This window comes from Streptomyces sp. NPDC048637, assembly GCF_040650675.1.
Lineage (GTDB): Bacteria > Actinomycetota > Actinomycetes > Streptomycetales > Streptomycetaceae > Streptomyces.
Genome location: NZ_JBEZHQ010000031.1, coordinates 15,007 through 40,131 on the forward strand (window position 1 = coordinate 15,007; position 25,125 = coordinate 40,131).

Here is a 25,125-nt window from a genome sequence, read left to right on the forward strand (position 1 = left end):
GGAAGAATGAGGGCGGTGGAAAGGACTGCGGCTCAGATGAACTTCTGGCCCGCGAGGAACTCGGCGAGCTGCTTGCCGCCCTCGCCCTCGTCCTTGACGATCGTGCCCGCGGTGCGGGCCGGACGCTCGGTGGCGTCCTCGACCTTGGTCCAGGCGCCCTCGAGGCCGACCTCGTCCGCCTCGATCTCCAGGTCCTCCAGGTCCAGGGACTCCACCGGCTTCTTCTTGGCGGCCATGATGCCCTTGAAGGAGGGGTAACGCGCCTCACCCGACTGGTCGGTGACGGACACGACGGCCGGCAGAGCGGCCTCCAGCTGCTCGCTGGCGGTGTCGCCGTCCCGGCGGCCGGTGACCTTGCCGTCGGCGACGGACACCTCGGAGAGCTGGGTGACCTGAGGGATGTTCAGCCGCTCGGCGAGCAGCGCGGGCAGCACACCCATCGTGCCGTCGGTGGAGGCCATACCGCAGACGACGAGGTCGTAGCCGGTCTTCTCGATGGCCTTGGCAAGGACGAGAGAGGTGCCGAGCGCGTCGGTGCCGTGCAGGTCGTCGTCCTCGACGTGGACGGCCTTGTCGGCACCCATCGACAGCGCCTTGCGCAGCGCGTCGTTGGCGTCCTCGGGACCGACGGTGAGGACCGTGATCTCCGCCTCGTCGGCGGCTTCCTTGATCTGCAGGGCCTGCTCGACGGCGTACTCGTCGAGCTCCGAGAGCAGACCGTCCACATCATCACGGTCGACGGTCAGGTCCTCGGCGAAGTGCCGGTCGCCGGTGGCGTCGGGCACGTACTTCACACAGACAACGATCCTCAAGCTCACGCCGACTCTCCTACCTGCTTCGTCTCTTCAGAACTGCCTTGTGCTGGCAGCATAGGCGCCTGTTGGGGCGGCTCCCGGTCGGATCCGGTTCCCCACGCCGACCGTCATATTACTCGCCAGTACATCCAGTCTTGCGCCCCGAATCAAGGCCGTCGAAATGTGACCTTGCCAACGGCCCTGAACGGGCGAAGAGGATGCCGCGCCGGAACCTGAGCCTGTCGTCGCACCAGAGAGGTCCGACGACGGCCCGTCAGTCCCGCAGCGCGTTGAAACGGCCCTGGTGATAGAGGAGCGGACGGCCGGGCCCCGCGGGGTCGCCGACGACGGGCTGGGCGAGCACGAGGCAGTGGTCGCCGGCCGGCACCCGCGCCACGACCTTGCACACCAGCCAGGCCAGCACACCGTCCAGGAGGGGTACCTCCTCGGGGCCGGTGCGCCAGGAGGTGGCGGGGCCGAAGCGGTCGGCGCCGCTGCGCGCGAAGGTGGCGGCCAGCTCCTGCTGGTGCTCGCCGAGTATGTGGACGCCGATGTGCTCGGCCGCCGAGACGGCCGGCCAGCTGGAGGAGCCGGTGCCCACACCGAACGAGAGCAGGGGCGGGTCGGCGGCGACGGAGGTGAGGGAAGTGGCGGTGAAGCCCGCGGGGCGGGAGCCGGGGGCGGTGATCACCGCGACGCCGGCGGCGTGCTGCCGGAAGACCGAGCGCAGGAGCTCGGGAGAGGCGGTGCGAGGCGTGCCGAGGCCGGGCAGGGCCGTCATGGAGTTGTCCTTCTGCTGTCGAGTACGAGCCCGGGTGAAGCCGCCGGCGGCCGTCGGGCGGCCGGCGGCACTGAAGTCGTCGCTGCTCACATACCCGGACAGCGGGCGCTGGCAGTCCGCAGAAGGTCGACGTGGGCGCGTCCGTAGAGAAGGGGTCCTGGCCGCATCACGTCAGAGTGACGATTCGTGACCCACAGCGTCAAGGGGCGATCGGCATCTGGGAGATCAATCACGGACGGCCGCGCCCAGCGCCGCGATGACATCCGCCTTCCTGGGCTGTCCGGAGGCTCGGCGCACGATCGTCCCGTCCGCGTCGAGCACCAGCACGGTGGGGGTGCGCAGCACATGGAGCTGCCGCACGAGGTCCAGATGGTCCTCCGCGTCGATCTCGACATGGGCCACCCCCTCGACCATGCCGGCGACCTCGGTGAGGGTGCGCCGGGTGGCCCGGCAGGGCTGGCAGAAGGCACTGGAGAACTGCAGCAGGGTGGCCCGCTCCCCCAGCTCCGCCCCGATCTCGGCGGCGCCCAGCCGTGCCGTGTCGTCCCGCTCCCGCACCGTCAGCCTCCCATTGCGGCGTTGGTGCCACACGCCGAAGGCGCTCGCCGCCGCGAGCACCGCGATGCACACCATGAGTCCAGTCATCGAGGGATGCAGCGTTCACGAGACCGCAAAGATTCCCGGGGGTGTATCCGGCCCGGTCTGCGGAAGGGTGAGGGCATGCCTATCGACAGGATCGACGTACGGGGCCCGAGGTTCGGGGCGGCGCTGACGACCGTCGTGCTGGCGGCCGTACTGATCACCGGAAGCGGCCCGCTGCTGGCCTTCCAGGCGGTGGTCTTCGCCCTCGGGGCGGTGGCGGGTGTGCCGCGGTCGCCCTATGCCTGGCTGTTCAGGGTGGCGGTGCGCCCACGGCTGTCCCCGCCGGCCGGGTTCGAGGACGCCGCGCCGCCGCGCTTCGCCCAGTGCGTCGGGCTGTTCTTCGCGGTGGTGGGGCTCGCCGGTTACTTCGTGGGGCCGCAGTGGCTGGGGCTCGCGGCCACCGGCTGTGCGCTCGCGGCGGCCTTCCTCAATGCGGTGTTCGGGTACTGCCTGGGGTGCGAGATGTACCTTGTGCTGCGGAGAACGGCCGGCTGAACCGGGCGTCACGTGAGAAGAATCTCCCGGCCCGGGCGGCCGGCGCGCTGGCCGCCACGGCCGACTTCGGGCACGATCTCCCGAAAGCCGCAGTTACGACTGCGTAGGTTTCCGCCGGGAGAACCCTCCCCAGGCGTGGAAAAGGGGTCCTCCGGACAATGGCAGAGCTCGTCTATCCGCCGGTGATCGGCGCCGCCCGCACGCTCTTCAAGGCGCTCGATCTGAAATTCGACATCGCCGGGACGGATCACATTCCGCGCCGCGGCGGGGCGGTTCTGGTGAGCAATCACATCGGGTATCTCGACTTCGTCTTCGCCGGGCTGACGGCGCGGCCGGCCAAGCGGCTGGTGCGCTTCATGGCGAAGGAATCGGTCTTCCGGCACAAGGTGTCGGGGCCGCTGATGCGCGCGATGAAGCACATCCCCGTGGACCGCGGCCAGGGGATGCACGCTTACAAGCACGCGCTGACCGCACTGCGTTCGGGTGAAATCATCGGGGTCTTCCCCGAGGCGACGATCTCCGAGTCCTTCACCCTGAAGACCTTCAAGTCGGGTGCGGCGCGGCTGGCCCAGGAGGCCGGGGTGCCGCTGCTGCCGGTGGCGCTGTGGGGCACCCAGCGGCTGTGGACCAAGGGCCACAAGCGCGATCTGGGCCGTAACCACTTCCCGATAACGATCCGGGTGGGCGAGCCGCTGGAGGCCGACCCGGCCGAACAGGCCGAGAAGATCACCGATCGGCTGCGGACCCGGGTGCAGGATCTGCTGGAGGCGGCCCAGCGCGCCTACCCCGTACGCCCCAAGGGCCCCGAGGACACCTGGTGGATCCCGGCCCACCTGGGCGGCACCGCCCCCGCGGCGCCCGGGCGCCTCGCGTAACGACGCCCGGCTCGCGTAACGACGCCGGCTCGCATAACGACGCCGGACCGGCCCGGATCAGCAGGACCGGATCTCACCGATCTCGATCCGGGCGTCCGGGCAGGCCCGGTGCAGCGCCTCGGCCAGCTCCGCGCCCGCGGCCGTCAGCGCGTCGAGCGTCATGGGGGCCATTCGCTCCAGCAGGAAGAGGGCGCTGACCGAGTCCTCGGTGAGACGGGTGCGGACACCCTGCCGCCAGTTCCAGCGGCGGCAGGTGACGCCCTCGTCGTCGCACCAGACCACCTCGCCCGCGTCGGGGTGCTCGATGATCTCGGCACCCTCCGCCGCGGTCACGAACGGCTCCTCGCCGGTGGCCCGGACGAGCCGCATACCGCCCTGGATGCGGTCCAGGTCCTCACCGCCCACGGGGATGAGATGGGCGACGCTGATGGCGTTGTACAGATCGACGAGGCGGTTGATGCGCGGCAGCCCGCCGTCCGCGAGCGCCCGCCTGGCCAGCGCCTCGGCGGAGTTGCGGGTGCGGGAGGGCTTGCTGCCGAAGGCGGTGTACGCGGCGCGCCAGGCGGCCATGTGCGGATCGTCCTGCGGGGCACGTCCGCCGAGGCGCTCGGTCAGCCGGCGGGTGGCGTCGTCCAGGAGCGCCGAGCCGGCCTCGTCACTGGGCCCGTTGGTCAGGCCGTGGGCTTCCACGGCGAGCCACCCGAACCCGGGCGCCAGGGCGCGGACCTCGTCGGAGACATACAGGGCACAGGTCATGTCGGAGACATGCGGATCACAGGCGATGTCGGAGACATACGGGTCACAGGCGATGTCGGAGACATGCGGATTACCGGCGATGTCGGAGACCTGCGAAGAGCTGGGCATCAGGGCCGTTCCTCAGAGATCGGTGGGAAGCGTCTGCCAGAGGTGAGGCCGGTCGACGGCCTCCCGGAGGCATTGGAGCACGACCGGGTGTGGTTCAGCAAATAGCACTGGGTAGTCCAGTTCGTTGCACTCCGGCCGCACGGTGAAGGCGAGCTGCTCGCGGTCGAGGCGGAACTGCGCGTCGACGCCGGGCTTGTTGCCCCTCGGGTCCTGCCGGGCCCAGCGGTCCTCACCGGGCAGCCTGACGGCCACCAGGCCGTGGACGGCCTCGAATTTCTGGTAGCACAGCGCGGTGGGGATGCCTTCCGCCCGCAGCAGGGCCGCGAGCGCATGCGCCTTGGCGCAACAGAGGCCGGTGCGCTGCGCGAGGACGTCCGAGGCACGCCAGGTAACCCTCCCCCACCCTTCGGCCGGGGGGACCCCCATCTCGCTGCGCTCATCACCGGCGTCCTGGCTGTGCGGGATGGCGTCGCGGACGAACTCGAAGGCGGCCTTGGCGTATGCGTATGCATCGGGGGCGTCGACGGAGAGGGTGGCCGCGATGGCCCGGACGCGTGGATGCTCGTGATCGATGACCTCGCCGGCAGCCAAGTAGGCAGAGATATCCGGGGTGTTCTGGATCAGCTCCATGCCCGGGGAGCGTAGCGATGCGCCCGGCCGAGAGTCAATGACTTTTCAGCCGGGCGCATAGCTATGCAGTGCGTTCCGTCCTAGCGGCCCATCTCCTCGCGGAGTGCGGCGAGGAAGCCGTCGACGTCCTCCTCCGCGGTGTCGAAGGCGCACATCCAGCGCACCACACCGGCCGACTCATCCCAGAAGTAGAAGCGGTAGCGCTTCTGGAGCCGCTCGCTGACGTCGTGCGGCAGACGCGCGAACACCCCGTTGGACTGCACGGGGTAGAGGATCTCCACCCCGCCGATCTCCCGCACCCCGGCCGCCAGCCGCTGCGCCATGGTGTTGGCGTGCCGGGCGTTGCGCAGCCACAGGTCCTTGGCCAGCAGCGCCTCCAGCTGGACGGAGACGAAGCGCATCTTGGAGGCCAGCTGCATGGACAGCTTCCGCAGATGCTTCATCGCCCGCACCCGGTCGGGGTTGAGCACGACCACAGCCTCGCCGAAGACGGCACCGTTCTTCGTGCCGCCGAAGGAGAGGATGTCGACGCCCACGGCGTTGGTGAAGGCCCGCATCGGGACATCGAGCGTCGCCGCCGCGTTGGCTATCCGCGAGCCGTCCAGATGCACCACCATGCCGCGCTCATGGGCGTGTTCGCAGATCGCCCGGATCTCGTCGGGCGTGTAGACCGTGCCGAGCTCCGTGCTCTGGGTGATCGAGACGACCTGCGGCATGGCACGGTGCTCGTCGTCCCAGCCGTACGCCTGGTGGTCGATCAGCTCAGGGGTGAGCTTGCCGTCCTCGGTCGGCACAGTGAGCAGCTTGAGCCCGCCGACCCGCTCGGGCGCACCGCACTCATCGACATGGATGTGCGCGGACTCGGCGGCGATCACCGCGCCCCAGCGGTCGGTCACGGCCTGCAGGGCGACGACATTGGCGCCGGTGCCGTTGAACACCGGGAACGCCTCGGCGCGCTGCCCGAAGTGGCTGCGGAAGACACGCTGGAGGTGCGCGGTGTAGTCGTCCTCGCCGTAGGCGACCTGATGGCCGCCGTTGGCGAGGGCGAGCGCGGCGAGCACCTCGGGGTGCGCGCCCGCGTAGTTGTCGCTGGCGAAGCCGCGTATCTCGGGGTCGTGGTGCTGCCGGGCGTCGGTCTTCGCGCCGGTCACGGCTCGGGGGTCAGCCACAGACGCTGTCCATTCACTTCCTGGGCGGGCCGGCTCCAGACCCCGGCGATGGCCTCGGCCAGCTCCGTGACATCCGTGAAGCCCGCGAACTTTGCGTTCGGTCGCTCGGCGCGCATCTGGTCGTTGACGAGCGCCTTCACGATCAGAATGGCAGCAGCGGCGCTCGGCCCCTGCTCACCCCCCGCCTTGCGGAAACCGTCCGCCATGGCCAGCGTCCAGGCCTCGGCGGCGGCCTTGGAGGCGGCATAGGCGGCATTGCCCCCGGTGGGCTTGCTGGCGCCGGCCGCGCTGGTGAGGAGAAAACGGCCGTTGCCGCTGCGCTCCAGGGCCTCGTAGAACGCGAGGGAGGTGTGCTGGACGGTGCGGACCAGCAGCTTGTGCAGCATGTCCCAGTCGGCCAGGTCGGTCTCCGCGAAGGTCGACGAGCCGCGCCAGCCGCCGACGAGGTGCACCAGGCCGTCGATCCGGCCGAATTCCTTCTCCGTACGGGCCGCCCATTCGCGTGCCTGGTCCAGGTCGAGGAGGTCGACGGTGTCCCCTATCACCGTGGCGCCACCGTGGGCGTAGCGCGCCGCGTCCACGGCCTCCGCCAGGCGCTCGGGGTGGGAGTCCGAACCGACCACCACCGCACCCGCCTCGGCCAGTCGCAGCAGGGTCGCACGGCCGGCCGGTCCGGCCGCGCCCGCCACCGCGATGACCGCACCCTCCAGCGGCCCCTGTCCGCCCGTCGAAGTCACCATCTTCGTCGCCTCCTCGTCCTGCTGCTGGACGGCCTTCGGCCGGGTGTTCCGCTCGGTCTTCATGCCGCCGCCAATGCGTCGCTGTGGGCCGTGATGCCCTTGGTAGAGGCGATCACAGCACGCAGCTTCTTGGCGAGCGCTTCGTAGAACATGCTCAGCGGGAATTCGTCGGGGAGCACGTCGTCCACGAGTTTGCGCGGCAGCTGGTCCAGGTCGAGGGCGTCGGGCCCCTTGGCCCAGACCGAGCCCGGGTGCGGTGCGAGATAGGTCGAGACGAGGTCGTACGCGGCGAACCAGTGGACCAGCTTGGGCCGGTCGATGCCGTCGCGGTAGAGCTTTTCGATCTCGCCGCACAGCTGGTTGGTGACCTTGGGCGCCCGCTCCCAATCGATGTGCAGTGTGTTGTCCGTCCAGCGTACGACGTCGTGCTTGTGCAGGTACGCGAACAGCAGCTGGCCGCCCAGGCCGTCGTAGTTGCGGACCCGGTCGCCGCTGACCGGGAACCGGAACATCCGGTCGAAGATCACCGCGAACTGCACATCGCGCGCCTGGGAGTACCCCTCGGCCTCCAGCTTCACGGCCTCCTTGAAGGCGGTGAGGTCGCAGCGCAGCTCCTCCAGGCCGTACATCCAGAACGGCTGGCGCTGCTTGATCATGAACGGGTCGAACGGCAGGTCACCGTGGCTGTGGGTGCGGTCGTGCACCATGTCCCACAGCACGAACGCCTGCTGGCAGCGCTCCTGGTCGTCGAGCATCTCGCGCAGGTCCTGCGGGAGTTCGAGGCCGAGCGTCTCGATGGCGGCCTCGCTGACCCGGCGGAAGCGGGCGGCCTCGCGGTCGCAGAAGATCCCGCCCCAGGTGAACCGCTCGGGTGCCTCGCGCACGGCGATGGTCTCCGGGAAGAGCACGGCGGAGTGGGTGTCGTAGCCGGCCGTGAAGTCTTCGAAGGTGATGCCGCAGAAAAGGGCGTTGTCGTAGCGGGTGCGCTCCAGCTCGGCGAGCCACTCCGGCCAGACCATGCGCAGGACGACGGCCTCGAAGTTACGGTCCGGGTTGCCGTTCTGGGTGTACATGGGGAACAGGACGAGGTGCTGGAGGCCGTCGGCGCGCTGCTGGGCGGGGTGGAAGGCGAGCAGCGAGTCCAGGAAGTCCGGCACGCCGAAGCCACTGTCGGCCCAGCGGCGCAGGTCGGCGGCGAGCGCCTCGTGGTAGGCCGCGTTGTGCGGCAGCAGCGGGGCGAGCTCACCGACGGCCGCTATCACGCGGTCGACCTCGGCGCGGACGGCGCCGGCGGTCGGCGCGCCCTCCGCCGCCAGGTCGATCGAACCGTCCTTGGACTGCCACGGGCGGATGGTCTCGACCGCGTCCTTGAGCACGGGCCACGCCGGGTGTGCGACCACACTCTCTGCGGTCGTGGTGGCCCCCTGGACACCCACAGGCGAAAGAATTTCCGTCATGACTGCCCTCCGGCGGTAGATCGTGTTGTCAGAACACGGTAACCAGCCGAGGATCGCCCACTCAAGTGGTGCCGGTGGAAATCTTTCTGCCGACACCCCGCGCTCACGCATATTTTTCCTGTGTGTAGCGGATCGGGCGACACATCCTGCCCGTGATGCCGAGGCTTTCGGCGCTTCTTTCAGGGCCTGTTGACAACGGAATGGCGCCTTCCGGCCTCCCGGGCCGGGCGCTGCCCGACCGCCCGGACGCCTACCGTCCGTAGTCGTATGGCATATGCCACATCCGCTCCCCGGCGCCGCCGCGACCCGTGCCGCCCGGGGTCCCCGGGCGGCCCGTCAGCGCGCTGAGGACTCGCCCACGCGAGGGTGAGGGGGTCTGGAAGCCGGATATGGCGGGTACCCGTACTGGACACACCGCGGCCCCGTCCGGCACCCCTTTTTCCGCCGTACGGGCCCGTTAGGCTGTGCGCCATTTCGTTACGCCGTTGCCGACGGCCGTCGGTCGACACCAGGACTGAGCCGACAGCAGCACCGAGCCGACAGAAGCGAGGCAGCCTTGTCCTTTCTCACCATCGGACACCGCGGGATCATGGGCGTCGAGCCGGAGAACACCCTGCGCTCCTTCGTACGCGCCGAGCACGAGGGCCTCGATGTCATCGAACTGGATCTGCATCTGAGCAAGGACGGCGCGCTCGTGGTGATGCACGACGCGGATGTGGACCGGACCACCGACGGCGCCGGTCCGATCGCCGAGCGCACCCTCGCCGAACTGCGCGAACTCGATGCCGGCCAGGGCGAGCGGATCCCCCTCTTCGAGGAGGTCGTGGAGGCGGTCAAGGCGCCGCTGCAGGCCGAGATCAAGGATGTGGCGGCCGCGCAGGCACTGGCCGAGGTGATGCGCTCGCGCGATCTGGTCGGCCGGGTCGATGTGATCTCCTTCCACGACGAGGCGCTGGCCGCGATCCGGACCCTGCTGCCCGGCGTCCGTACCGCGCTGGTCGGCAGCCGCTACGGCGCCGATGTCGTCGACCGGGCCCTGGCCGTCGGCGCGACGATGCTCTCGCTGAACATCCGCCGGCTCACCCTGGAACTGGTCGAGCGGGCCCATGCCGCGCAGCTGAAGGTCGTGGCCTGGACGGTCAACACTCACGACCAGCTCCGTCTCGCGCGCGGCCTCGGTCTGGACGGCGTGGTGACCGACCAGCCGGAGATCCGGCGGGCGGTCCGCTTCACGGCGTAAGGCAGCGGGCGGGGTGCCGAGCCGGGCGGGGTGTACCGCGTCCCCCCCGGCCCCGCCTCCGACACACGGAGAAATCCGCAGTTCACAACCGTGCAATGTGCTTCCGGCATGCGGACGTTTGCCCCGGTGATCTCGACAGATGACCTCGCGCACTGCCACTCTCCCGCCATGCGCCTCGCCAACCGCCCTCTCCGCCTTGCCGCTTGCGCCACCGTCGCGCTACTCGTCGCGGCCGTCGGCTGTGCCCCACAGGACGCGTCCCCCGGTAGCCCGGGGGCCGCCGGGCAGGGCAAGCAGAGCTGCGACCGCGGCAAACTGGCCACCGTGGCCGACGGCAAGCTCACGGTCGGCACCGACAAGCCCGCCTACGCACCGTGGTTCCAGGACGACGACCCGGCCGGCGGCAAGGGCTTCGAGTCCGCGGTCGCGTATGCCGTCGCCCGGCAACTGGGCTATGACAAGGGCGCGGTGCACTGGCAGACCGTGCCGTTCAACAACGCCTTCGCGCCCGGTGAGAAGAAGTTCGACTTCGACATCAACCAGATCTCCATCAGCGCCGCCCGCAAGCGGGCCGTCGCCTTCTCCTCCGGCTACTACGACGTACGGCAAGCGGTGATCGCGCTCAAGGGCTCCCGGGCCGCGCGCGCCAAGAGCATCGCCGACCTGCGGCGGGTCAAGCTCGGTGCGCAGGTCGGCAGCACCAGCCTGGACGTCCTGCAGGACACCGTCCGGCCCACGCAGCCGCCGGCCGTCTTCCAGAAGAACGACCTCGCCAAGTCCGCGCTGAAGAACGGCCAGGTCGACGCGATCCTCACCGATCTGCCGACGGCCTTCTCCATCACTTCGGCGGAGGTGACGGACGCCGAGGTGGTCGGGCAGTTCGCCGCCACCGGCGCCGACGAGGAGCAGTTCGGTCTGGTCCTGGACAAGGAGAGCCGGATCACCGGGTGCGTGACGGCCGCGGTGGACACGCTGCGCAAGAACGGCACCCTGGCCGCGCTGGAGCAGAAGTGGCTGACCGACGCCGTTTCGGTTCCGGTGCTCAAGTGACGTACGGAGAAGGTGTGGTGAAGACCCGTACGGCGCAGGAGGGGGCCGACGGCGGGTATGTGCCGTCGCCGCGGCGGATCGAGCGGGAGCGCTTCAAGCGGGCCAGGGCCCGGCGCGCCACCGCCGTCGCCGCACTGAGCACCCTGGTCACCGGCGCTGTCCTCTTCCTTGTCATCACCCGCTCGCCCGGCTGGCCGCGCACCCGCGAGACCTTCTTCAGCCTGGAGTACGCCCGTATGGCGCTGCCGAAGGTGCTGGACGGGCTGCTGCTGAATCTGCGGCTGCTGGTGGTGTGCGGGGCGGCGGTGCTGGTGCTCGGGCTGCTGATCGCGGTGGCCCGGACGCTGCGCGGCCCGGTGTTCTTCCCGCTGCGCGCCCTGGCCGCCGCGTACACCGACTTCTTCCGCGGACTGCCGCTGATCATCTGTCTGCTGATGGTGGTCTTCGGGGTGCCGGCGCTGCGGCTGCAGGGCGTGACCACCGATCCGGTGCTGCTCGGCGGTTCCGCGCTGGTGCTGACGTACTCGGCCTATGTCGCCGAAGTCTTCCGGGCCGGCATCGAATCGGTGCACCCCTCGCAGCGGGCCGCGGCCCGGTCGCTGGGGCTCTCCGGCGGACAGGCGCTGCGCTTCGTGGTGCTGCCGCAGGCGGTGCGGCGGGTGGTGCCGCCGCTGCTGAACGATCTTGTCTCGCTGCAGAAGGACACCGGTCTGGTGTCCATCGCGGGCGCGGTGGACGCGGTCTACGCCGCGCAGATCATCGCCGCCAAGGACTTCAACTTCACGCCCTATGTGGTGGCCGGGCTCATCTTCGTCGCGCTGACGATCCCGATGACCCGCTGCACGGACTGGATCACGGCCCGCATGGACCGCAGGCGCGCCCAGGGAGGCCTCGTATGAGCACGACGGACGACACCCCGCGGCCGGCCGGCGAGGCCGTCGGGAAGGCGGCGCCCGGCGACGGCCCGGTCCTGCGGCTGGAGTCCGTGCGCAAGACGTACGGACGCGGCACGGTCGTCCTGCGGGAGGTGGATCTGGCGGTCCCGCCGCACACCGTGACCGCGCTGATCGGCGCCTCGGGGTCGGGCAAGTCCACCCTGCTGCGCTGCGCGAATCTGCTGGAGGAGATCGACGACGGCGCGATCTTCCTGGACGGCGCGGAGATCACCGATCCGCGGGCCGACGTGGACGCGGTACGCCGCCGGATCGGTGTGGTCTTCCAGGCCTACAACCTCTTCCCGCACATGACCGTGCTGGACAACATCACGCTGGCGCCCCGCCGGGTGCACGGGGTGCCGCGCGCCGAGGCGGAGACGCGGGCCCGCGAGCTGCTGGAGCGGCTCGGGCTCGGCGGGCGGGCCGGGGAGTACCCGGACCGGCTCAGCGGCGGCCAGCAGCAGCGGGTCGCGATCGTCCGTGCGCTGGCCGGGCGGCCCCGGCTGCTGCTGCTCGACGAGATCACCGCGGCGCTCGACCCGGAACTGGTCGGCGAGGTGCTCGGTGTCGTCCGCGAGCTCAAGGAGGAGGGCATGACCATGGTCATCGCCACCCATGAGATGGGCTTCGCGCGGGAGGTTGCCGACCAGGTGTGCTTCCTGGACGGCGGGGTGGTGCTGGAGCGCGGCACGTCCGCGCAGGTCTTCGGCGATCCGCAGCACGACCGCACCCGGCAGTTCCTGCAGCGGATCATCCAGGCGGGACGGCTGTGAGCGGCTGCCGCCCGCTGGTCAGGGCCGCTCCCGCCCGCCCGAGCCGCTCCGGCCCTGACCGGCCGCACAGGCCCCAGGGCCGCTCCGGCCCTGACCCGTCGGAACGGCCCTAGCCGAGCGGCTTGACCAGCAGCTCGAATTCCAGGTCGGGGCGCTGGGGTATGCCGAAGCGCTCGTCGCCGTACGGGAACGGGGTGCACTCCCCGGTGCGCCGGTAGCCGCGGCGCTCGTACCAGGCGATCAGCTCCGTGCGCTGCCGGATGACCGTCATCCGCATCTCCCGGGCGCCCCAGATGTCCTGGGCGGTCCGCTCCGCCTCCGCGATGATCACCTTGCCGAGGCCGCCACCCTGGAGCTCCGGGCGCACCGCGAACATCCCGAAGTACGCGTGGTCGCCGCGGTGTTCGAGCTGGCAGCAGGCGATCAGCGCACCGTCCCGCTCGGCAATCAGCAGCCGGCCGGTCTCGTTGCGCACCACCGCGGTGACGCCGTCCGGGTCGGTGCGCTGCCCCGCCAGCAGGTCCGCCTCCGTCGTCCAGCCGCTGCGGCTCGCGTCGCCGCGGTAAGCCGACTCGATGAGACCGACGAGCCCGGGGACATCGGCATCGAGGGCGGTACGGAAGGTCAGCTCGCTGGTGGGCATGGTGCGCGGAGTCCTCTCAGGCGGACGGGTGGCTGCAAGGAGGCTAACAACCGGCAGATGTACGGCGTCAGGGCCTTTCATCACGGTCTTCCGGCGGCGGGTGCCCGGCCGCGCGCGGCGGGCGGCGTAGGGTCCGGCCATGGTGCACGTACTGAGCAGCAGGGTGCTGTTGCGGCCGGCCGACCCCGAGCGGTCGCGGGCGTTCTACGGCGGGGCGCTGGGGCTGGAGATCTACCGGGAATTCGGTACGGGATCCGAGCGCGGCACGGTCTACTTCCTCGGCGGCGGGTTCCTGGAAGTGTCCGGCCGCGCCGCCGTTCCGGCCACCGAGACCCTCCAGCTGTGGCTCCAGGTGGCGGACGCGGCGGCGGCACACCAGGAGCTGCTGGCGCACGGGGTGGAGGTGCTGCGTGAGCCCGTGCAGGAGCCGTGGGGGCTGATCGAGATGTGGCTCGCCGACCCGGACGGCCACCGGATCGTGCTGACACAGGTCCCGGCGGACCATCCGCTGCGCTACCGCCCTTAGGGCCTGTCCGATAGGTCAGGGTCGGAAGGCCCTAAGGGTGCCTTCGCGCCCCGTACGGCCGGGGCGGAAACGGTCCCGGCGGGCAGCTGCTGCCGCGCTCCCCCCTTGCGCCCGTGCGCTCCCGTGTGCCGGGCGCCCGGCGGGCATCCTGCCCCCGATGCGTACGGGTACGAGGGGAGGTGCTCCGTGCACGGACCGGTGTGGGTCGGCTGGCCGCTGGTGCTGCTGTGCGCCGCCGCCGGCGCGTACTGCCTGTCGCGGGCGCGTACCGGTCCGGCCGCGCAGCGGGGCGAGGTACGCGGCGAGGGGCTGATGGCGCTGGGGATGGCGGCGATGGCCTGGCCGGTGGCGCCGCCGTCGTGGTCGCCGTGGGTGTTCACCGCGGTCTTCGGGGCGGCGGGCCTGTGGGCGCTGGCACGACGCCATCTGCATCATGCGGTGGGCGCCCTGGCCATGGCGTACATGGCGCTCGCGATGGTGGTGCCGTTCCAACAGCCGGGCCATACGGGGCGGATGAGCCACCTGGGCCAGATCGGCCAGATGGGCCAGGCGGGCGGGGCGGGCCCGATGGCGCACGCGGTGCCGGGCGGCGTGCCGTTGTTGACGGTGCTGTTGCTCGTCTACTTCACGGGGTACGTCCTCGCGGCGGGGGTCCGGCTGGTGCCGGTGGCCGGCGCGGGGGCCGGGGAGGCGAGGGCGAGCGGGCCGGTGGCGGTGGCGGGCACCGGGGTGCTGCGGGCCTGCCGGGTGGCGATGGGTATCGGCATGCTGGCGATGCTGCTGGCGCTGTGAGCTGCGGCAACACGCTGCCGTCCGGTTCGGCGCCGTTGGTGCGCCCGTTGACCGTGCCCACCTGTTGCGGGGGTGGTATGCATCACTTCCGACGCATGGCCGTACCAACGGGTAGTCGTGCGCTCATAGGGTGACGGCATGATGGTCCCTCTCGCGCTGATGATGCTCGGCGTGCTGGCCGCGGCAATGGCGCCACGGCTGATGGCCCGTTCCGACTGGCCCGACCGTGAACCGGTGCTCGCCCTGTGGGTGTGGCAGTGCGTGGTCGCCGGTGTCCTGCTGTGCTGTCTGCTCGCAATGTCGCTGAGCGCAGCCGCCGCCTGGGAAGCCGTCCGCAGCCCGGTGTTCGGGTTCGCCCCACGGGTCGTCGTCGAGGCCTATGCCCTCAAGACGCACGGGCCCTGGGCCGGGGTGCTGGCCCTGCTGCTGGCGGGTGGCGGCGCCTGGACGGCGCTCGCGCTGACCCGCGAGGTGCGGGCGGTACGCGCCCGTCGCCGGCAGCGGCGGGCCGAGCTGCTGCTCCGCTCCCCGCTGCTGCCCGGCGAGGAGCCCTCCGGGGAGCGCCTGGTCGTCCTGGAGGGAGACCGCCCGGAGGCCTGGTGGCTGTCCCACGCCTCGCCCCAACTGGTCATCACCACCTCGGCGTTGCGCCGGCTGAAGGGGCATCAGCTCGATGCGCTGATCGCCCATGAGCAGGGCCATGCGCGGGCCCGGCACGACCTCCTGCTGTACTGCGCCTCGGCGCTGGCCGCCGGTTTTCCGCAGGTCCCGGTCTTCGCCGCGTTCCGCGACCAGGTGCACCGGCTGGTCGAGCTGGCCGCCGACGATGTGGCCTCGCGTCGCTTCGGCCGGCGGACGATCGCCCTGGCCCTGGTCGAACTCAACGAGGACCGTGGGGTGTTCGGCCCCTGCCCGGCCCAGCTCGCCCAGGTACCGGAGCGGGTGGACCGGCTGCTGGCCCCCGCACCGCGGTTCACTCCCGGCCGCCGGCTGCGGATGACGGCGGTGGCGGCGCTGGTGCCGGCGGTACCGCTGCTGGTGACGTTCATTCCCGGGCTGAGCGCCTTGACCTACTAGGGCTGTCTTCAAAGTCCCGCTAGGGGGAGACGCCGTGTAGGGGGTGGCCCTCGCCCGGAACGCCGGGTATCGGCGAGGATCGTCTTATGCCACCGACGCCGCAGCCCACCGTCCGGTCGTCCGCCGTGGACGACGGGCGCCACCCCGCCCCCGCCCCGCGCGTCCCGGCGCTCGCCTGCGCCGGCCTCTGCACGCTCGCCTTCGGCCTGCTGCTCGCCCTGGTCGCTCTGCGCTGGGGACCCTTGATGTCGGTGGACCGCGCGCTGGCCGGTGTGCTGCACCGGACGGCCGTCGAGGCGTCCGGCTGGACCCGCCTCAGCCGGATGCTCAGCGACTGGCTGTGGGACCCGTGGGCGATGCGCGCGGTACTCGCGGGGGCGGTCGTTCTGCTCGTACGGCGTGGTCAACGGCTGCTCGGCGTCTGGGTGGCGGTCACCGCGCTCGTGGGGACGGGACTGCAGCAGGTGCTGAAGGCGGTGGTCGGGCGGGACCGCCCGGTCTGGCCGGACCCGGTGGACTCCGCGCATTATGCGGCGTTCCCGTCGGGGCATGCGATGTCCGCGCTGGTCGCGGGCGCGCTGGTGCTGTGGCTGCTGCGGCTGGGCGGGGCGCGCCCGCTGTGGCGCCGGACGGCCCGGACGGTGGTGGTGGTCTCGGTCGCCGGTGTCGGCTTCACCCGGGTGTATCTGGGTGTGCACTGGCTGTCGGATGTCGTCGGGGGCTGGCTGCTGGGCGGGGCGCTGGTGGCCGCGGCGGCCGCGGCGTACACCGGATATGTGCCCCGCCGGAGGGGCACGGCGCCGCACGGTGGGTAGGGGAGCGGTCATGACGACGATCAAGGGTGTGCTCTTCGACTTCTCCGGGACCCTGCTGCGGATCGAGCCCGCCGAGTCATGGCTGCGGGCGGCGCTGGCCGCGTGCGGTACGGCCATGGCCGATGCCGAGATCGCCCGCCGGGCCGCCGCGCTGGAACGGGCCGGTGCGCTGCCCGGCAGTCCCTCGCCCGCCGAGATCCCCGACGCGCTGGCTGACCTGTGGGAGGCCCGCGACCGCGACGCCCGCCACCACCGCGCGGTGTACACCGGACTGGCCCGCCAAGTGCCGCTTCCCCAGCCGGAGTTGTACGACGTGCTCTACGACCGTCACATGACGGCGGCGGCCTGGCAGCCGTACCCCGACGCCGCCGAGGTACTGGCGGAACTGCACCGGCGCGGCATCCGGATAGGCGTGCTGAGCAATATCGGCTGGGATCTGCGGCCGGTGCTGCGCGCCCATGGCCTGGACCGCTACCTGGACGCCTGTGTGCTGTCCTACGAGCACGGCGCCCAGAAGCCGGACCCGCAACTCTTCGCCCTGGCCTGCCGGGAGTTGGGGCTGGACCCGTCCGCCGTCCTGATGGTGGGCGACGACCGCAGGGCGGACGGCGGCGCCACGGCCCTGGGCTGTTCCTTCCTGCCGGTGGACCATCTGCCGGTGGAACGGCGCCCGGACGGGCTGCGGCCGGTGCTGGACCTCGTGGGCTGAGCCACGGGCGCCGGGCGGGCGGTCAGCCGGCGGACCGCGGTGTCAGCCATTCCTGGAGCTCGACGAGGTTCCCGTCGGGGTCCTTGAGGTGGGCGACCCGCATCCGGTCCGTCATCGGCGCCGGGCCGTGCGCGAGGACGGCGCCGCGCCCGGCCAGCTCCGTGCAGTAGGCGTCGAGGTCGTCGACCCGGAGGACGACCAGGGAGCGGTAGCCGTCCGGCGCGGTCGCCAGCTCGCCGAGGACCCGGGCCATCCGTGCGCGCTCCTGCAGCGCGATGCCCGCGGTGCCGTCGTCGCAGGTGAACTTCGCATACGGACCGTCCGGGGCGGCGAACTGCGGGGTGAGCCCCAGCGTGTCCCGGTAGAAGCGGTAGCAGCCGGGGAAGTCCGAGACGAGCAGGCGGACTTGGGCGAGTTCCATCGATACCCCCGTGCGGAGAAGTGCGGACACTGCGCAGGACGCTACCCCTTCACGGCGCACCGCCCCCGGCCACCTCCGCCGCCCACCCCCGCAGTGTCGCGAAGTCGTCCGGGCGCAGGCCCTTCGCCGGATCGACGCGCGCGCCGGCGCCTGACCCGTGCGGCGGCGGGCGCTCCAGGACCGGTCGCGGCCTGCGGAAACCGACGGCGGGCCCCCGGCATACCACCGGCCGGAAACGGCACCGCCCCGGCCGGTGGGATGCCGGCCGGGGCGGAAGGGGCTTCCGCAGCTGTCGCGTCAGCTGAGGGAGGCCAGGGCCTGGTTGAGGGCCGTCGACGGACGCATGACCGCCGAGGCCTTCGCCACCGTGGGCTGGTAGTAGCCGCCGATGTCGGCCGGCGAGCCCTGCACCGCGGCCAGCTCGTCGACGATGGTCTGCTCCTGCTCGGTCAGCGTCTTGGCGAGGGCCGCGAACGCCTCCGCGAGCTGAGTGTCGTCGGTCTGCTTGGCCAGCTCCTGCGCCCAGTAGAGCGCGAGGTAGAAGTGGCTGCCGCGGTTGTCGATGCCGCCGATCTTGCGGCTGGGCGACTTGTTCTCGTTGAGGAAGGTGCCGGTGGCGCGGTCGAGGGTGTCCGCGAGCACCTGGGCGCGCGCGTTGCCGGTCTTCTGCGCGAGGTGCTCGAAGCTGACCGCGAGGGCGAGGAACTCACCCAGGCTGTCCCAGCGCAGGTAGTTCTCCTTGACGAGCTGCTGGACGTGCTTGGGCGCGGAGCCGCCGGCGCCGGTCTCGAAGAGTCCGCCGCCGTTCATCAGCGGGACGACCGAGAGCATCTTCGCGCTGGTGCCCAGCTCCAGGATCGGGAACAGGTCGGTCAGGTAGTCGCGCAGCACGTTGCCGGTGACCGAGATCGTGTCCTCGCCACGGCGGATCCGCTCCAGGGAGAACGTGATCGCGTCGACCGGCGACATGATCTCGATCTGCAGGCCGTCGGTGTCGTGCTCGGCGAGGTAGGTCTTGACCTTCTCGATGAGCTGGGCGTCGTGCGCACGGCCCGCGTCGAGCCAGAACACCGCCGGGTTGCCGGTCGCGCGGGCGCGGGTGACGGCGAGCTTGACCCAGTCGCGGATCGGCAGGTCCTTGGTCTGGCACATCCGGAAGATGTCGCCGGCGCCGACGACCTGCTCGAGGACGGCGTTGCCGCTCTCGTCGAGGACCCGCACGGTGCCCGTGACCGGGATCTCGAAGGTCTTGTCGTGGCTGCCGTACTCCTCGGCCTTCTGCGCCATCAGGCCGACATTCGGGACCGAGCCCATCGTGGACGGGTCGTAGGCGCCGTTGGCGCGGCAGTCGTCGAGGACGGCCTGGTAGATGCCGGCGTAGCTGCTGTCCGGGAGGACCGCGAGGGTGTCCGCCTCGCCGCCGTCCGGGCCCCACATGTGGCCGGAGGTGCGGATCATGGCCGGCATGGAGGCGTCGACGATGACATCGCTCGGCACGTGCAGGTTGGAGATACCGCGGTCGGAGTCGACCATGGCGAGCTCCGGGCCCTCGGCGAGCTCGGCGTCGAAGGACGCCTTGATCTCGGCGCCGTCGGCCAGCGACTCCAGGCCCTTGTAGATGCCGCCGAGGCCGTCGTTCGGGGTCAGGCCGGCGGCGGCCAGCGACTCGCCGTACTGGGCGAACGTCTTCGGGAAGAAGGCGCGGACCACGTGGCCGAAGATGATCGGGTCGGAGACCTTCATCATCGTGGCCTTCAGGTGCACCGAGAACAGCACGCCCTCGGCCTTGGCACGGGCGACCTGCGCCGTGAGGAACTCGCGCAGCGCGGCCACCCGCATCACGGACGCGTCGACGACCTCGCCCGCGAGGACCGGTACCGACTCGCGCAGGACGGTGGTGGAGCCGTCGTCGCCCGAGAGCTCGATGCGCAGCGTGCCGTCCTGGCCGAGGACCGCGGACTTCTCGGTGGAGCGGAAGTCGTCGACGCCCATGGTGGCGACGTTCGTCTTCGAGTCGGCCGTCCAGGCACCCATGCGGTGCGGGTGGGCCTTGGCGAAGTTCTTGACCGATGCCGGTGCCCGGCGGTCGGAGTTGCCCTCCCGCAGGACCGGGTTGACGGCGCTGCCCTTGACCTTGTCGTAACGGGCGCGGATGTCGCGCTCCTCGTCGGTCTGCGGGTCGTCCGGGTAGTCCGGCAGCGCGTAGCCCTGCTCCTGCAGCTCGGCGACGGCCGCCTTCAGCTGCGGGATCGAGGCCGAGATGTTCGGCAGCTTGATGATGTTCGCGCCGGGAGTCTTCGCCAGCTCACCGAGCTCGGCGAGGGCGTCGTCGATGCGCTGCCCCTCCTCCAGGCGCTCGGGGAAGCTTGCGATGATGCGCCCGGCCAGAGAGATGTCACGGGTCTCCACGCTGACGCCGGCCGTCGACGCGTATGCCTGGATCACCGGCAAGAACGAATACGTCGCCAGGGCCGGGGCCTCGTCAGTGTGGGTGTAAATGATGGTCGAGTCAGTCACCGGGTGCTCCGCTCCACGTCTGCAACATTGCTCGACATCAAGATATCTCGTGAGCGCCTCCCTCTCGACAGGACCCCACCCCGGGCAAAAGCGGAGGAACCGGCTCCGACCGGATTCGGCCGGAGGAATCCCGCCGGCCGCTCGGCGGGCGCCGAGCCCCCTTCCCGCCCGCGCCACCGTCGGGCGGACCGGATGGCGCGGCACGGCGGCCGAGGGCGCGGCCGCCGTAGACCGCGCCCTGAGCTGCGACGCGCCGGTCACCGGACCTTCGTCCACTCCTTGCAGCCGTTGGTCTCGAACGTCTCCCCCTTGTTGACGGTGACGCGGGCCGGGCCCTGGGGGATGCCGGTGGCGATGATGCTGTCCATGTCACCGCTGGAGTTCTTGGCGCGCGCCCAGTGACACAGCGGCCCACCGGATGCGGCCGGGCCGCCGGTCCGGTAGGTGCCGGCGGCGATGTCCTCCCCGACGAGGTGGCTGCCCTGGCCGACGACGGCCTCCGGACCCGCGGGTGCCGCCGCCTTCTCCACGGGCTGCGCGTCGCCCTCCGGCTGCTCCGCCCTGGCCTTGGCCGTCTTGGCGGTAACGGTGCCCCTGACGGCGGGGACGGTCTTCGCCTCGGCCTTCTCGCCGCCGCTGCCGACCGCGGCCCCGAGCCCGAAGACGACGCAAGCACAGACCCCACCCACTGCGATCTTGAGGGCGGCGTACTGCTTCTCCGGCGGCCGGGTGGCCCGCGGCGGCGCGAACGGGTGGGGCTGCTGACCGGACGGCGCGGGCCGCTGCGAGTACGACATGATCAATCCCCCTGGCCGGTGTGATGGTGTCGTGAAGACCACCCATTGCCGTTGAAGGTTGTGCTGCCCGGCGCCCGCGTGTGCCATCCGCGCCTTACGCGCCGTCGCTAGTTGCGGCCGGTGCGGGGTTCAGCACCGGATATCCACCGTTTTCCGCATATTTCACCAGATCACTGCCGCGCACGCGGCATGATGACGGCGCCCCGCGGCGTGGCACCGGCCCGAGCGGTCAACTCGCCCTGGATCAGGGGTCGATGAGCTGCAAGGAAGGCGTGAACCTGCCCAACACGCCGACGGGGAAGCCACATCGCATGAGATTTATCCCCGAAGAAATGTGCGCCGACGTTCCTCAGTGAATAGTCTTCTTTCTCAAGTCAGCACTTCATGAACGAAGTTGACAGTCCGCTTGCGCAGCTCATGCATGCCACGTACAGGAGATTGCGGTGATTGCCCCTCAAGGTCACATCGGGCTTTCGCCTGCGCACGAGACAGCCCGGCAGGGGCCGGATCCGGGGCTCACGGGCGCCGGCCCCGGACCTCACCGGTGTCCGGGCAGGCCTCTCGCCAGCGGCGCGGGAGCGGTGCCACACCGCCCCGCCCGACGCCCTCACCGTCCCGCCCGTCCAGGATTCCGGACATCCGGACCCGGCCGGCCCCGTGGTCGTTCGCTCAGCACCACGCGATCCCCCTACGTCGGCGTCCGACACGGCGGACGCCCACCCGGAGGCCTCAAAAGTGCCTGTTGACACCCCCCTTGCGCACGGTGAGGAACTGTTCCCCTCACCCGAGAGACCGCTGACGGGACAGCGGTGAGACGTCAACCGGCCTTCGACCGGCATCCGGCGCGGGACGACACCCGGTTGCGCGCAGTGGTCGAGGACGCCGCGATGGGCAGATGGGAAGGCGCACGCGAACTGCTGACCGCCACCGGTGCCGACTGGGACCGCCGTATCTTCCGGCTCCAGGTGCTCGCCCGCGCCGGGGCGCGGCTCACGTTCGCCGACACCTGGGCACAGGCCGAACCGCGTTCTCCGCATGCCCTGGCCCTCCTCGCCACCGTCCTGGCCCTGCGTTCGATGGCCGGCTCACGGGGGCAGGGCAGCGGAGCGGAGATGGAGCAGGCGTGGGAGACCTGCCATGCCGCCGGGGACGCCCTGCCGGCCGATCCGACGCCGTACGTCGTCATGCTCGCTCTGCTGCGCTACCACTCGCCCGACCGCGACCGGCAGTGGCGGGAGACGGTGCACAGCGTGTGGCAGGAGGTCGAGGAACGCGATCCGTGGAACAGGGAGGCGCACCACGAGCTCCTCACCTACATGTTCCCCGACTGGCACGGCGTGGCGGGCGAGATGTTCCACTGGGCGCAGGAACGGTGCGCCCATGTCCCCCGCGGGATGCCGTTGCACGTCCTGCCGCTGGTCGCGCTCGCCGAGTCGCACCGCACACGGATGAAGAAGGAAGGGCACCGGTACGGCCTGACGGTGCATCCCTGGACGGACAACCCGTCGACCCAGCAGGCGTGGGTGAACTGGTGGACCTACCGGGCCCCCTCCATGCCGCACGCCGCGTTCCACGATGACGCCAACTACCTGGCCCACGCGATGTCCTTCGCGAATCAGCACCGGGCGGCGGCCGAGGTGTTCGACGCCATCGGCCCGTACGCCACGGATGTGCCGTGGAGCTACTGCGGAGACGCTCAGCAGCTCTTCGCCCGTCATCGGAAGTGGGCGGTGAAGGGGGCCGCGCCGTAGCGCCGTGCACCGTTGCACCGTTGCGCAGACCGATGTTGTTCCGCACGTCACCGCGCCACCAACAGGAGAGGGCCCAGTCATGCCATTGGACATGCCAAGCGTCACGCAGACGGAGGAGGAGCGCCTCGCCGAACTCGGGATCGCCCAGACGTTGGACCGCTCGATGTCCGGGCGGCAGAACTTCGCCGTCTCGTTCACGATCATCAGCATCCTGTCCGGCTGCCTGACCATGTACGGCTTCGGTATGAACACCGGCGGGCCGGCCCTGATCATGTGGGGCTGGGTTCTCGTCGGCCTGATGACCCTGTTCGTCGGCCTGGCCATGGCCGAGGTCTGTTCCTCCTACCCGACCTCCGCCGGCCTCTACTTCTGGGCGCACAAGCTCGCCCCGCGGAAGTCCGCTCCGGCCTGGGCCTGGTTCACCGGCTGGTTCAACACGCTCGGCCAGGTGGCCGTCACCGCGGGCATCGACTTCGGCGCCGCGTCGTTCCTCAACGCCTACCTGAACCTTCAGTTCGGCTATGCCGCCACCCCCACCCACACGATCACGCTCTTCGGCGTGATCCTCCTTCTGCACGCCGTGGTGAACACCTTTCGGGTGCGCGTGGTCGGCTTCTTCAACACCATCTCGGTGTGGTGGCATCTGATCGGCGTCGTGGTGATCGTCGGCGCCCTGCTGATCATCCCCGACAAGCACCAGTCCCCCGGTTTCGTCTTCACCGAGTTCGTCAACAACACCGGCTGGGGCTCCGGGGTCTACGTCGCGCTCATCGGGCTCCTGATGGCCCAGTACACCTTCACCGGCTATGACGCCTCCGCCCACATGACGGAGGAGACGAAGAACGCCTCGGTCGAGGGGCCGAAGGGCATCGTCCGCTCCATCGTCGTGTCCTGGGCCGCCGGATTCGTGCTGCTCTTCGGCCTGACCTTCGCCATCCAGTCCTACAACGGCGCGCTGGAGTCGGACACCGGTGTGCCGCCGGCGCAGATCTTCCTGGACGCGCTCGGTGCGAGCACCGGCAAGCTGATGCTGCTCGTCATCATCGGCGCCCAGCTGTTCTGCGGGATGGCTTCGGTGACCGCGAACTCCCGCATGATCTACGCCTTCTCCCGCGACGGGGCGCTGCCGTTCTCCTCCGTCTGGCACAAGCTCCACCCGGGGACCCGCACCCCGACCAACGCCGTGTGGCTCGCCGCCGGCGGTGCGTTCGTCCTCGGTCTGCCGTACCTGTTCAACACGACCGCGTACGCCGCCGTCACGTCCATCGCGACGATCGGCCTCTACATCGCGTATGTGGTGCCCACCCTGCTGCGGCTGCGCCAGGGAGAGAACTTCCGGCGAGGTCCCTGGCACCTGGGGCGCTGGTCCAAGCCCGTGGGCCTGATCGCGGTCAGCTGGGTCGTGATCATCACCGTGCTGTTCATGCTGCCCCAGCAGAGCCCGGTGACCCTGGAGACGTTCAACTACGCGCCCCTCACCGTGGGTGTGGTGCTGGTCTTCGCCGGCACCTGGTGGCTCGTCTCCGCCCGCAAGTGGTTCCTCAACTCGCAGCACCCCCGGAGCAACCCGTCGCAGACGCCGGCGCCGGAGCGGACGGCCTCCACCTCGCGCTAGGGACGCCCCTCAGGAGCCTCCTTCACGGGGGTAACGCGCTCGCCCGCACAGCGCGTTGCCCCCGGTTCTCGCACCGCTTTCCTCCTCCGCGATGCGGTGGTCGTGGCCCTCTTCGCCCGGATCGTTCGCCCCGATCGCCGAAGGGTTCCGTTCCGGCGTTGATTGCCCGCCAAACGTTTGTTGATTGCCTTCGCTCACTATGCGGCTATCGGTAAACGGGGGCGAGACGAGGAACACAAGTGCCGGATACACGTGTCACGGTGACAGTGCACGCCTCCGACCCGCTCAGTCGGGCCGGAGTCGTCAGTCACCTCCAGCACCAGCCCACCGTCGAGATCGTCCAGAACCAGGGCGGAGCGGCGGCCAAGGAGCAGGCGGAGCGTGCGAGAGCGAGGGAGGGCGGCGGGGAGGCGGTCGGGGCCGTGGCGATCATGCCCATCGACCGGTTCGACGAGCTCGCCGCGGCGGAGCTGAGACGGCTCGTCCGGGGTGGTGAGCAGCGCGTGGTGCTGATTGCCCGGGATCTGCGCGAGCCGGAGCTGCTGACGATCGTGGAGTACGGCGTACGGGCCATCCTGTGGCGTCATCAGGCCACCCCGCAGCGGCTGTTGCGCGCAGTGCAGAGCGCGGCGCGCGGCGAGGGCGACCTGCCGCCGGACCTGATCAGCACGCTGCTCACCCAAGTGGGGCAGCTGCGGCGGTCCGTGGCGACCTCCGCCTCCGTGGGCCTCGTACCGACGCTCGGTATGGCGCCGCGCGAGGTCGATGTGCTGCGGCTGGTCGCCGAGGGGCTGGACACCCGGCAGATCTCCGAGAAGCTCGCCTACTCCGAACGGACCGTCAAGAACGTCCTGCACGCCCTGATGACGCGGCTGCAGTTGCACAACCGCGCGCACGCCGTCGCTTACGCGCTGCGTGAGGGATACATCTGATGGGGGCGGAAGCGGGCGCGGATACGGGTGTGGGTGTGGGTGTGGGTGCGGGTGTGGGTGTGGGTGCGGAGACAGGTGCAGAGGC

General features: G+C 70.7%; 26 protein-coding genes. 14 read left to right on the top strand and 12 right to left on the bottom strand.

Annotated elements, in window-relative coordinates; genetic code table 11:
- Positions 1 to 32 precede the first annotated feature (32 nt).
- The 3 genes from AB0C46_RS30080 to AB0C46_RS30090 all read right to left on the bottom strand — a co-directional run bounded on the left by AB0C46_RS30080 (position 33) and on the right by AB0C46_RS30090 (position 2,220).
- On the bottom strand, positions 33 to 818 hold the full coding sequence (locus tag AB0C46_RS30080; protein ID WP_362831650.1) for an electron transfer flavoprotein subunit beta/FixA family protein: 786 nt from the start codon (positions 816 to 818) through the stop codon (positions 33 to 35).
- Positions 819 to 1,068: 250 nt separating this feature from the next.
- A complete protein-coding gene (locus tag AB0C46_RS30085) occupies positions 1,069 to 1,575 on the bottom strand; it encodes a flavin reductase family protein (RefSeq protein WP_362831720.1) in 507 nt (168 codons plus the stop codon).
- A gap of 225 nt (positions 1,576 to 1,800) precedes the next feature.
- Positions 1,801 to 2,220, bottom strand: a complete 420-nt coding sequence (locus AB0C46_RS30090) for a thioredoxin family protein (RefSeq protein ID WP_362831651.1) — start codon at positions 2,218 to 2,220, stop codon at positions 1,801 to 1,803.
- A gap of 81 nt (positions 2,221 to 2,301) precedes the next feature.
- Between AB0C46_RS30090 and AB0C46_RS30095 the strand changes: the two genes are divergently transcribed.
- A complete protein-coding gene (locus AB0C46_RS30095) occupies positions 2,302 to 2,712 on the top strand; it encodes a DUF4395 domain-containing protein (RefSeq protein WP_362831721.1) in 411 nt (136 codons plus the stop codon).
- Between the two features lie 158 nt (positions 2,713 to 2,870).
- Positions 2,871 to 3,587: a lysophospholipid acyltransferase family protein gene (locus tag AB0C46_RS30100; protein ID WP_362831652.1), complete on the top strand. Its 717-nt coding sequence runs from the start codon at positions 2,871 to 2,873 to the stop codon at positions 3,585 to 3,587.
- Between the two features lie 57 nt (positions 3,588 to 3,644).
- Here the strand turns inward: AB0C46_RS30100 and AB0C46_RS30105 are convergent, their stop codons facing one another.
- From AB0C46_RS30105 to AB0C46_RS30125, 5 genes are all read right to left on the bottom strand, one after another.
- Positions 3,645 to 4,343, bottom strand: coding sequence for a phenylalanine--tRNA ligase beta subunit-related protein (locus AB0C46_RS30105; RefSeq protein WP_362831722.1), 699 nt, complete (start codon positions 4,341 to 4,343; stop codon positions 3,645 to 3,647).
- A 120-nt stretch (positions 4,344 to 4,463) separates the two neighbouring features.
- Positions 4,464 to 5,081: a transglutaminase domain-containing protein gene (locus tag AB0C46_RS30110; RefSeq protein ID WP_362831653.1), complete on the bottom strand. Its 618-nt coding sequence runs from the start codon at positions 5,079 to 5,081 to the stop codon at positions 4,464 to 4,466.
- Between the two features lie 80 nt (positions 5,082 to 5,161).
- Positions 5,162 to 6,250 carry a low specificity L-threonine aldolase gene (locus AB0C46_RS30115; RefSeq protein ID WP_362831654.1) on the bottom strand — a complete coding sequence of 363 codons (1,089 nt, stop codon included), beginning with the start codon at positions 6,248 to 6,250 and terminating at the stop codon, positions 5,162 to 5,164.
- Positions 6,229 to 6,990, bottom strand: coding sequence for an SDR family oxidoreductase (locus tag AB0C46_RS30120; protein WP_362831723.1), 762 nt, complete (start codon positions 6,988 to 6,990; stop codon positions 6,229 to 6,231). Before AB0C46_RS30120 ends, AB0C46_RS30115 begins: the two co-directional genes overlap by 22 nt.
- A 59-nt stretch (positions 6,991 to 7,049) precedes the next feature.
- Positions 7,050 to 8,447, bottom strand: a complete 1,398-nt coding sequence (locus AB0C46_RS30125; protein ID WP_362831655.1) for a DUF6421 family protein — start codon at positions 8,445 to 8,447, stop codon at positions 7,050 to 7,052.
- Positions 8,448 to 9,003: 556 nt separating this feature from the next.
- Here AB0C46_RS30125 and AB0C46_RS30130 point away from each other — a divergent pair.
- The 4 genes from AB0C46_RS30130 to AB0C46_RS30145 all read left to right on the top strand — a co-directional run bounded on the left by AB0C46_RS30130 (position 9,004) and on the right by AB0C46_RS30145 (position 12,445).
- Complete coding sequence (locus AB0C46_RS30130; protein ID WP_362831656.1) at positions 9,004 to 9,687, top strand: glycerophosphodiester phosphodiesterase family protein; 684 nt, start codon at positions 9,004 to 9,006, stop codon at positions 9,685 to 9,687.
- Between the two features lie 168 nt (positions 9,688 to 9,855).
- Entirely contained in the window at positions 9,856 to 10,737 is an 882-nt protein-coding gene (locus AB0C46_RS30135) for an ABC transporter substrate-binding protein (protein WP_362831725.1), read from the top strand.
- Between the two features lie 14 nt (positions 10,738 to 10,751).
- Complete coding sequence (locus tag AB0C46_RS30140) at positions 10,752 to 11,636, top strand: amino acid ABC transporter permease (protein ID WP_362831726.1); 885 nt, start codon at positions 10,752 to 10,754, stop codon at positions 11,634 to 11,636.
- Positions 11,633 to 12,445 (top strand): amino acid ABC transporter ATP-binding protein, encoded by an 813-nt coding sequence (locus AB0C46_RS30145; protein WP_362831657.1) that lies wholly within the window; start codon positions 11,633 to 11,635, stop codon positions 12,443 to 12,445. Before AB0C46_RS30140 ends, AB0C46_RS30145 begins: the two co-directional genes overlap by 4 nt.
- Before the next feature lie 109 nt (positions 12,446 to 12,554).
- Here the strand turns inward: AB0C46_RS30145 and AB0C46_RS30150 are convergent, their stop codons facing one another.
- Positions 12,555 to 13,088, bottom strand: coding sequence for a GNAT family N-acetyltransferase (locus AB0C46_RS30150; protein ID WP_362831658.1), 534 nt, complete (start codon positions 13,086 to 13,088; stop codon positions 12,555 to 12,557).
- A gap of 139 nt (positions 13,089 to 13,227) precedes the next feature.
- On the opposite strand from AB0C46_RS30150, the gene AB0C46_RS30155 reads away from it, so the two are divergent.
- The 5 genes from AB0C46_RS30155 to AB0C46_RS30175 all read left to right on the top strand — a co-directional run bounded on the left by AB0C46_RS30155 (position 13,228) and on the right by AB0C46_RS30175 (position 17,007).
- Positions 13,228 to 13,614, top strand: coding sequence for a VOC family protein (locus AB0C46_RS30155; protein ID WP_362831659.1), 387 nt, complete (start codon positions 13,228 to 13,230; stop codon positions 13,612 to 13,614).
- 186 nt (positions 13,615 to 13,800) lie between these two features.
- Positions 13,801 to 14,406 carry a DUF5134 domain-containing protein gene (locus tag AB0C46_RS30160; protein ID WP_362831660.1) on the top strand — a complete coding sequence of 202 codons (606 nt, stop codon included), beginning with the start codon at positions 13,801 to 13,803 and terminating at the stop codon, positions 14,404 to 14,406.
- A gap of 138 nt (positions 14,407 to 14,544) precedes the next feature.
- Positions 14,545 to 15,483 (top strand): M56 family metallopeptidase, encoded by a 939-nt coding sequence (locus AB0C46_RS30165; RefSeq protein ID WP_362831661.1) that lies wholly within the window; start codon positions 14,545 to 14,547, stop codon positions 15,481 to 15,483.
- An 86-nt stretch (positions 15,484 to 15,569) separates the two neighbouring features.
- On the top strand, positions 15,570 to 16,298 hold the full coding sequence (locus AB0C46_RS30170; protein ID WP_362831662.1) for a phosphatase PAP2 family protein: 729 nt from the start codon (positions 15,570 to 15,572) through the stop codon (positions 16,296 to 16,298).
- Positions 16,299 to 16,308: 10 nt separating this feature from the next.
- Positions 16,309 to 17,007, top strand: coding sequence for an HAD-IA family hydrolase (locus tag AB0C46_RS30175; protein WP_362831663.1), 699 nt, complete (start codon positions 16,309 to 16,311; stop codon positions 17,005 to 17,007).
- A gap of 22 nt (positions 17,008 to 17,029) precedes the next feature.
- Here AB0C46_RS30175 and AB0C46_RS30180 read toward each other — a convergent pair whose 3' ends face one another.
- The 3 genes from AB0C46_RS30180 to AB0C46_RS30190 form a co-directional block, all read right to left on the bottom strand.
- Positions 17,030 to 17,428, bottom strand: coding sequence for a VOC family protein (locus AB0C46_RS30180; RefSeq protein WP_362831727.1), 399 nt, complete (start codon positions 17,426 to 17,428; stop codon positions 17,030 to 17,032).
- Positions 17,429 to 17,725: 297 nt separating this feature from the next.
- Positions 17,726 to 19,945: an NADP-dependent isocitrate dehydrogenase gene (locus tag AB0C46_RS30185; RefSeq protein ID WP_362831664.1), complete on the bottom strand. Its 2,220-nt coding sequence runs from the start codon at positions 19,943 to 19,945 to the stop codon at positions 17,726 to 17,728.
- Between the two features lie 257 nt (positions 19,946 to 20,202).
- On the bottom strand, positions 20,203 to 20,742 hold the full coding sequence (locus AB0C46_RS30190; RefSeq protein ID WP_362831665.1) for a hypothetical protein: 540 nt from the start codon (positions 20,740 to 20,742) through the stop codon (positions 20,203 to 20,205).
- An 809-nt stretch (positions 20,743 to 21,551) separates the two neighbouring features.
- On the opposite strand from AB0C46_RS30190, the gene AB0C46_RS30195 reads away from it, so the two are divergent.
- From AB0C46_RS30195 to AB0C46_RS30205, 3 genes are all read left to right on the top strand, one after another.
- Positions 21,552 to 22,493 (top strand): hypothetical protein, encoded by a 942-nt coding sequence (locus tag AB0C46_RS30195; protein WP_362831666.1) that lies wholly within the window; start codon positions 21,552 to 21,554, stop codon positions 22,491 to 22,493.
- A 79-nt stretch (positions 22,494 to 22,572) separates the two neighbouring features.
- Positions 22,573 to 24,108 carry an amino acid permease gene (locus tag AB0C46_RS30200; protein WP_362831667.1) on the top strand — a complete coding sequence of 512 codons (1,536 nt, stop codon included), beginning with the start codon at positions 22,573 to 22,575 and terminating at the stop codon, positions 24,106 to 24,108.
- A gap of 239 nt (positions 24,109 to 24,347) precedes the next feature.
- On the top strand, positions 24,348 to 25,040 hold the full coding sequence (locus AB0C46_RS30205) for a response regulator transcription factor (protein WP_362831669.1): 693 nt from the start codon (positions 24,348 to 24,350) through the stop codon (positions 25,038 to 25,040).
- Positions 25,041 to 25,125 lie beyond the last annotated feature (85 nt).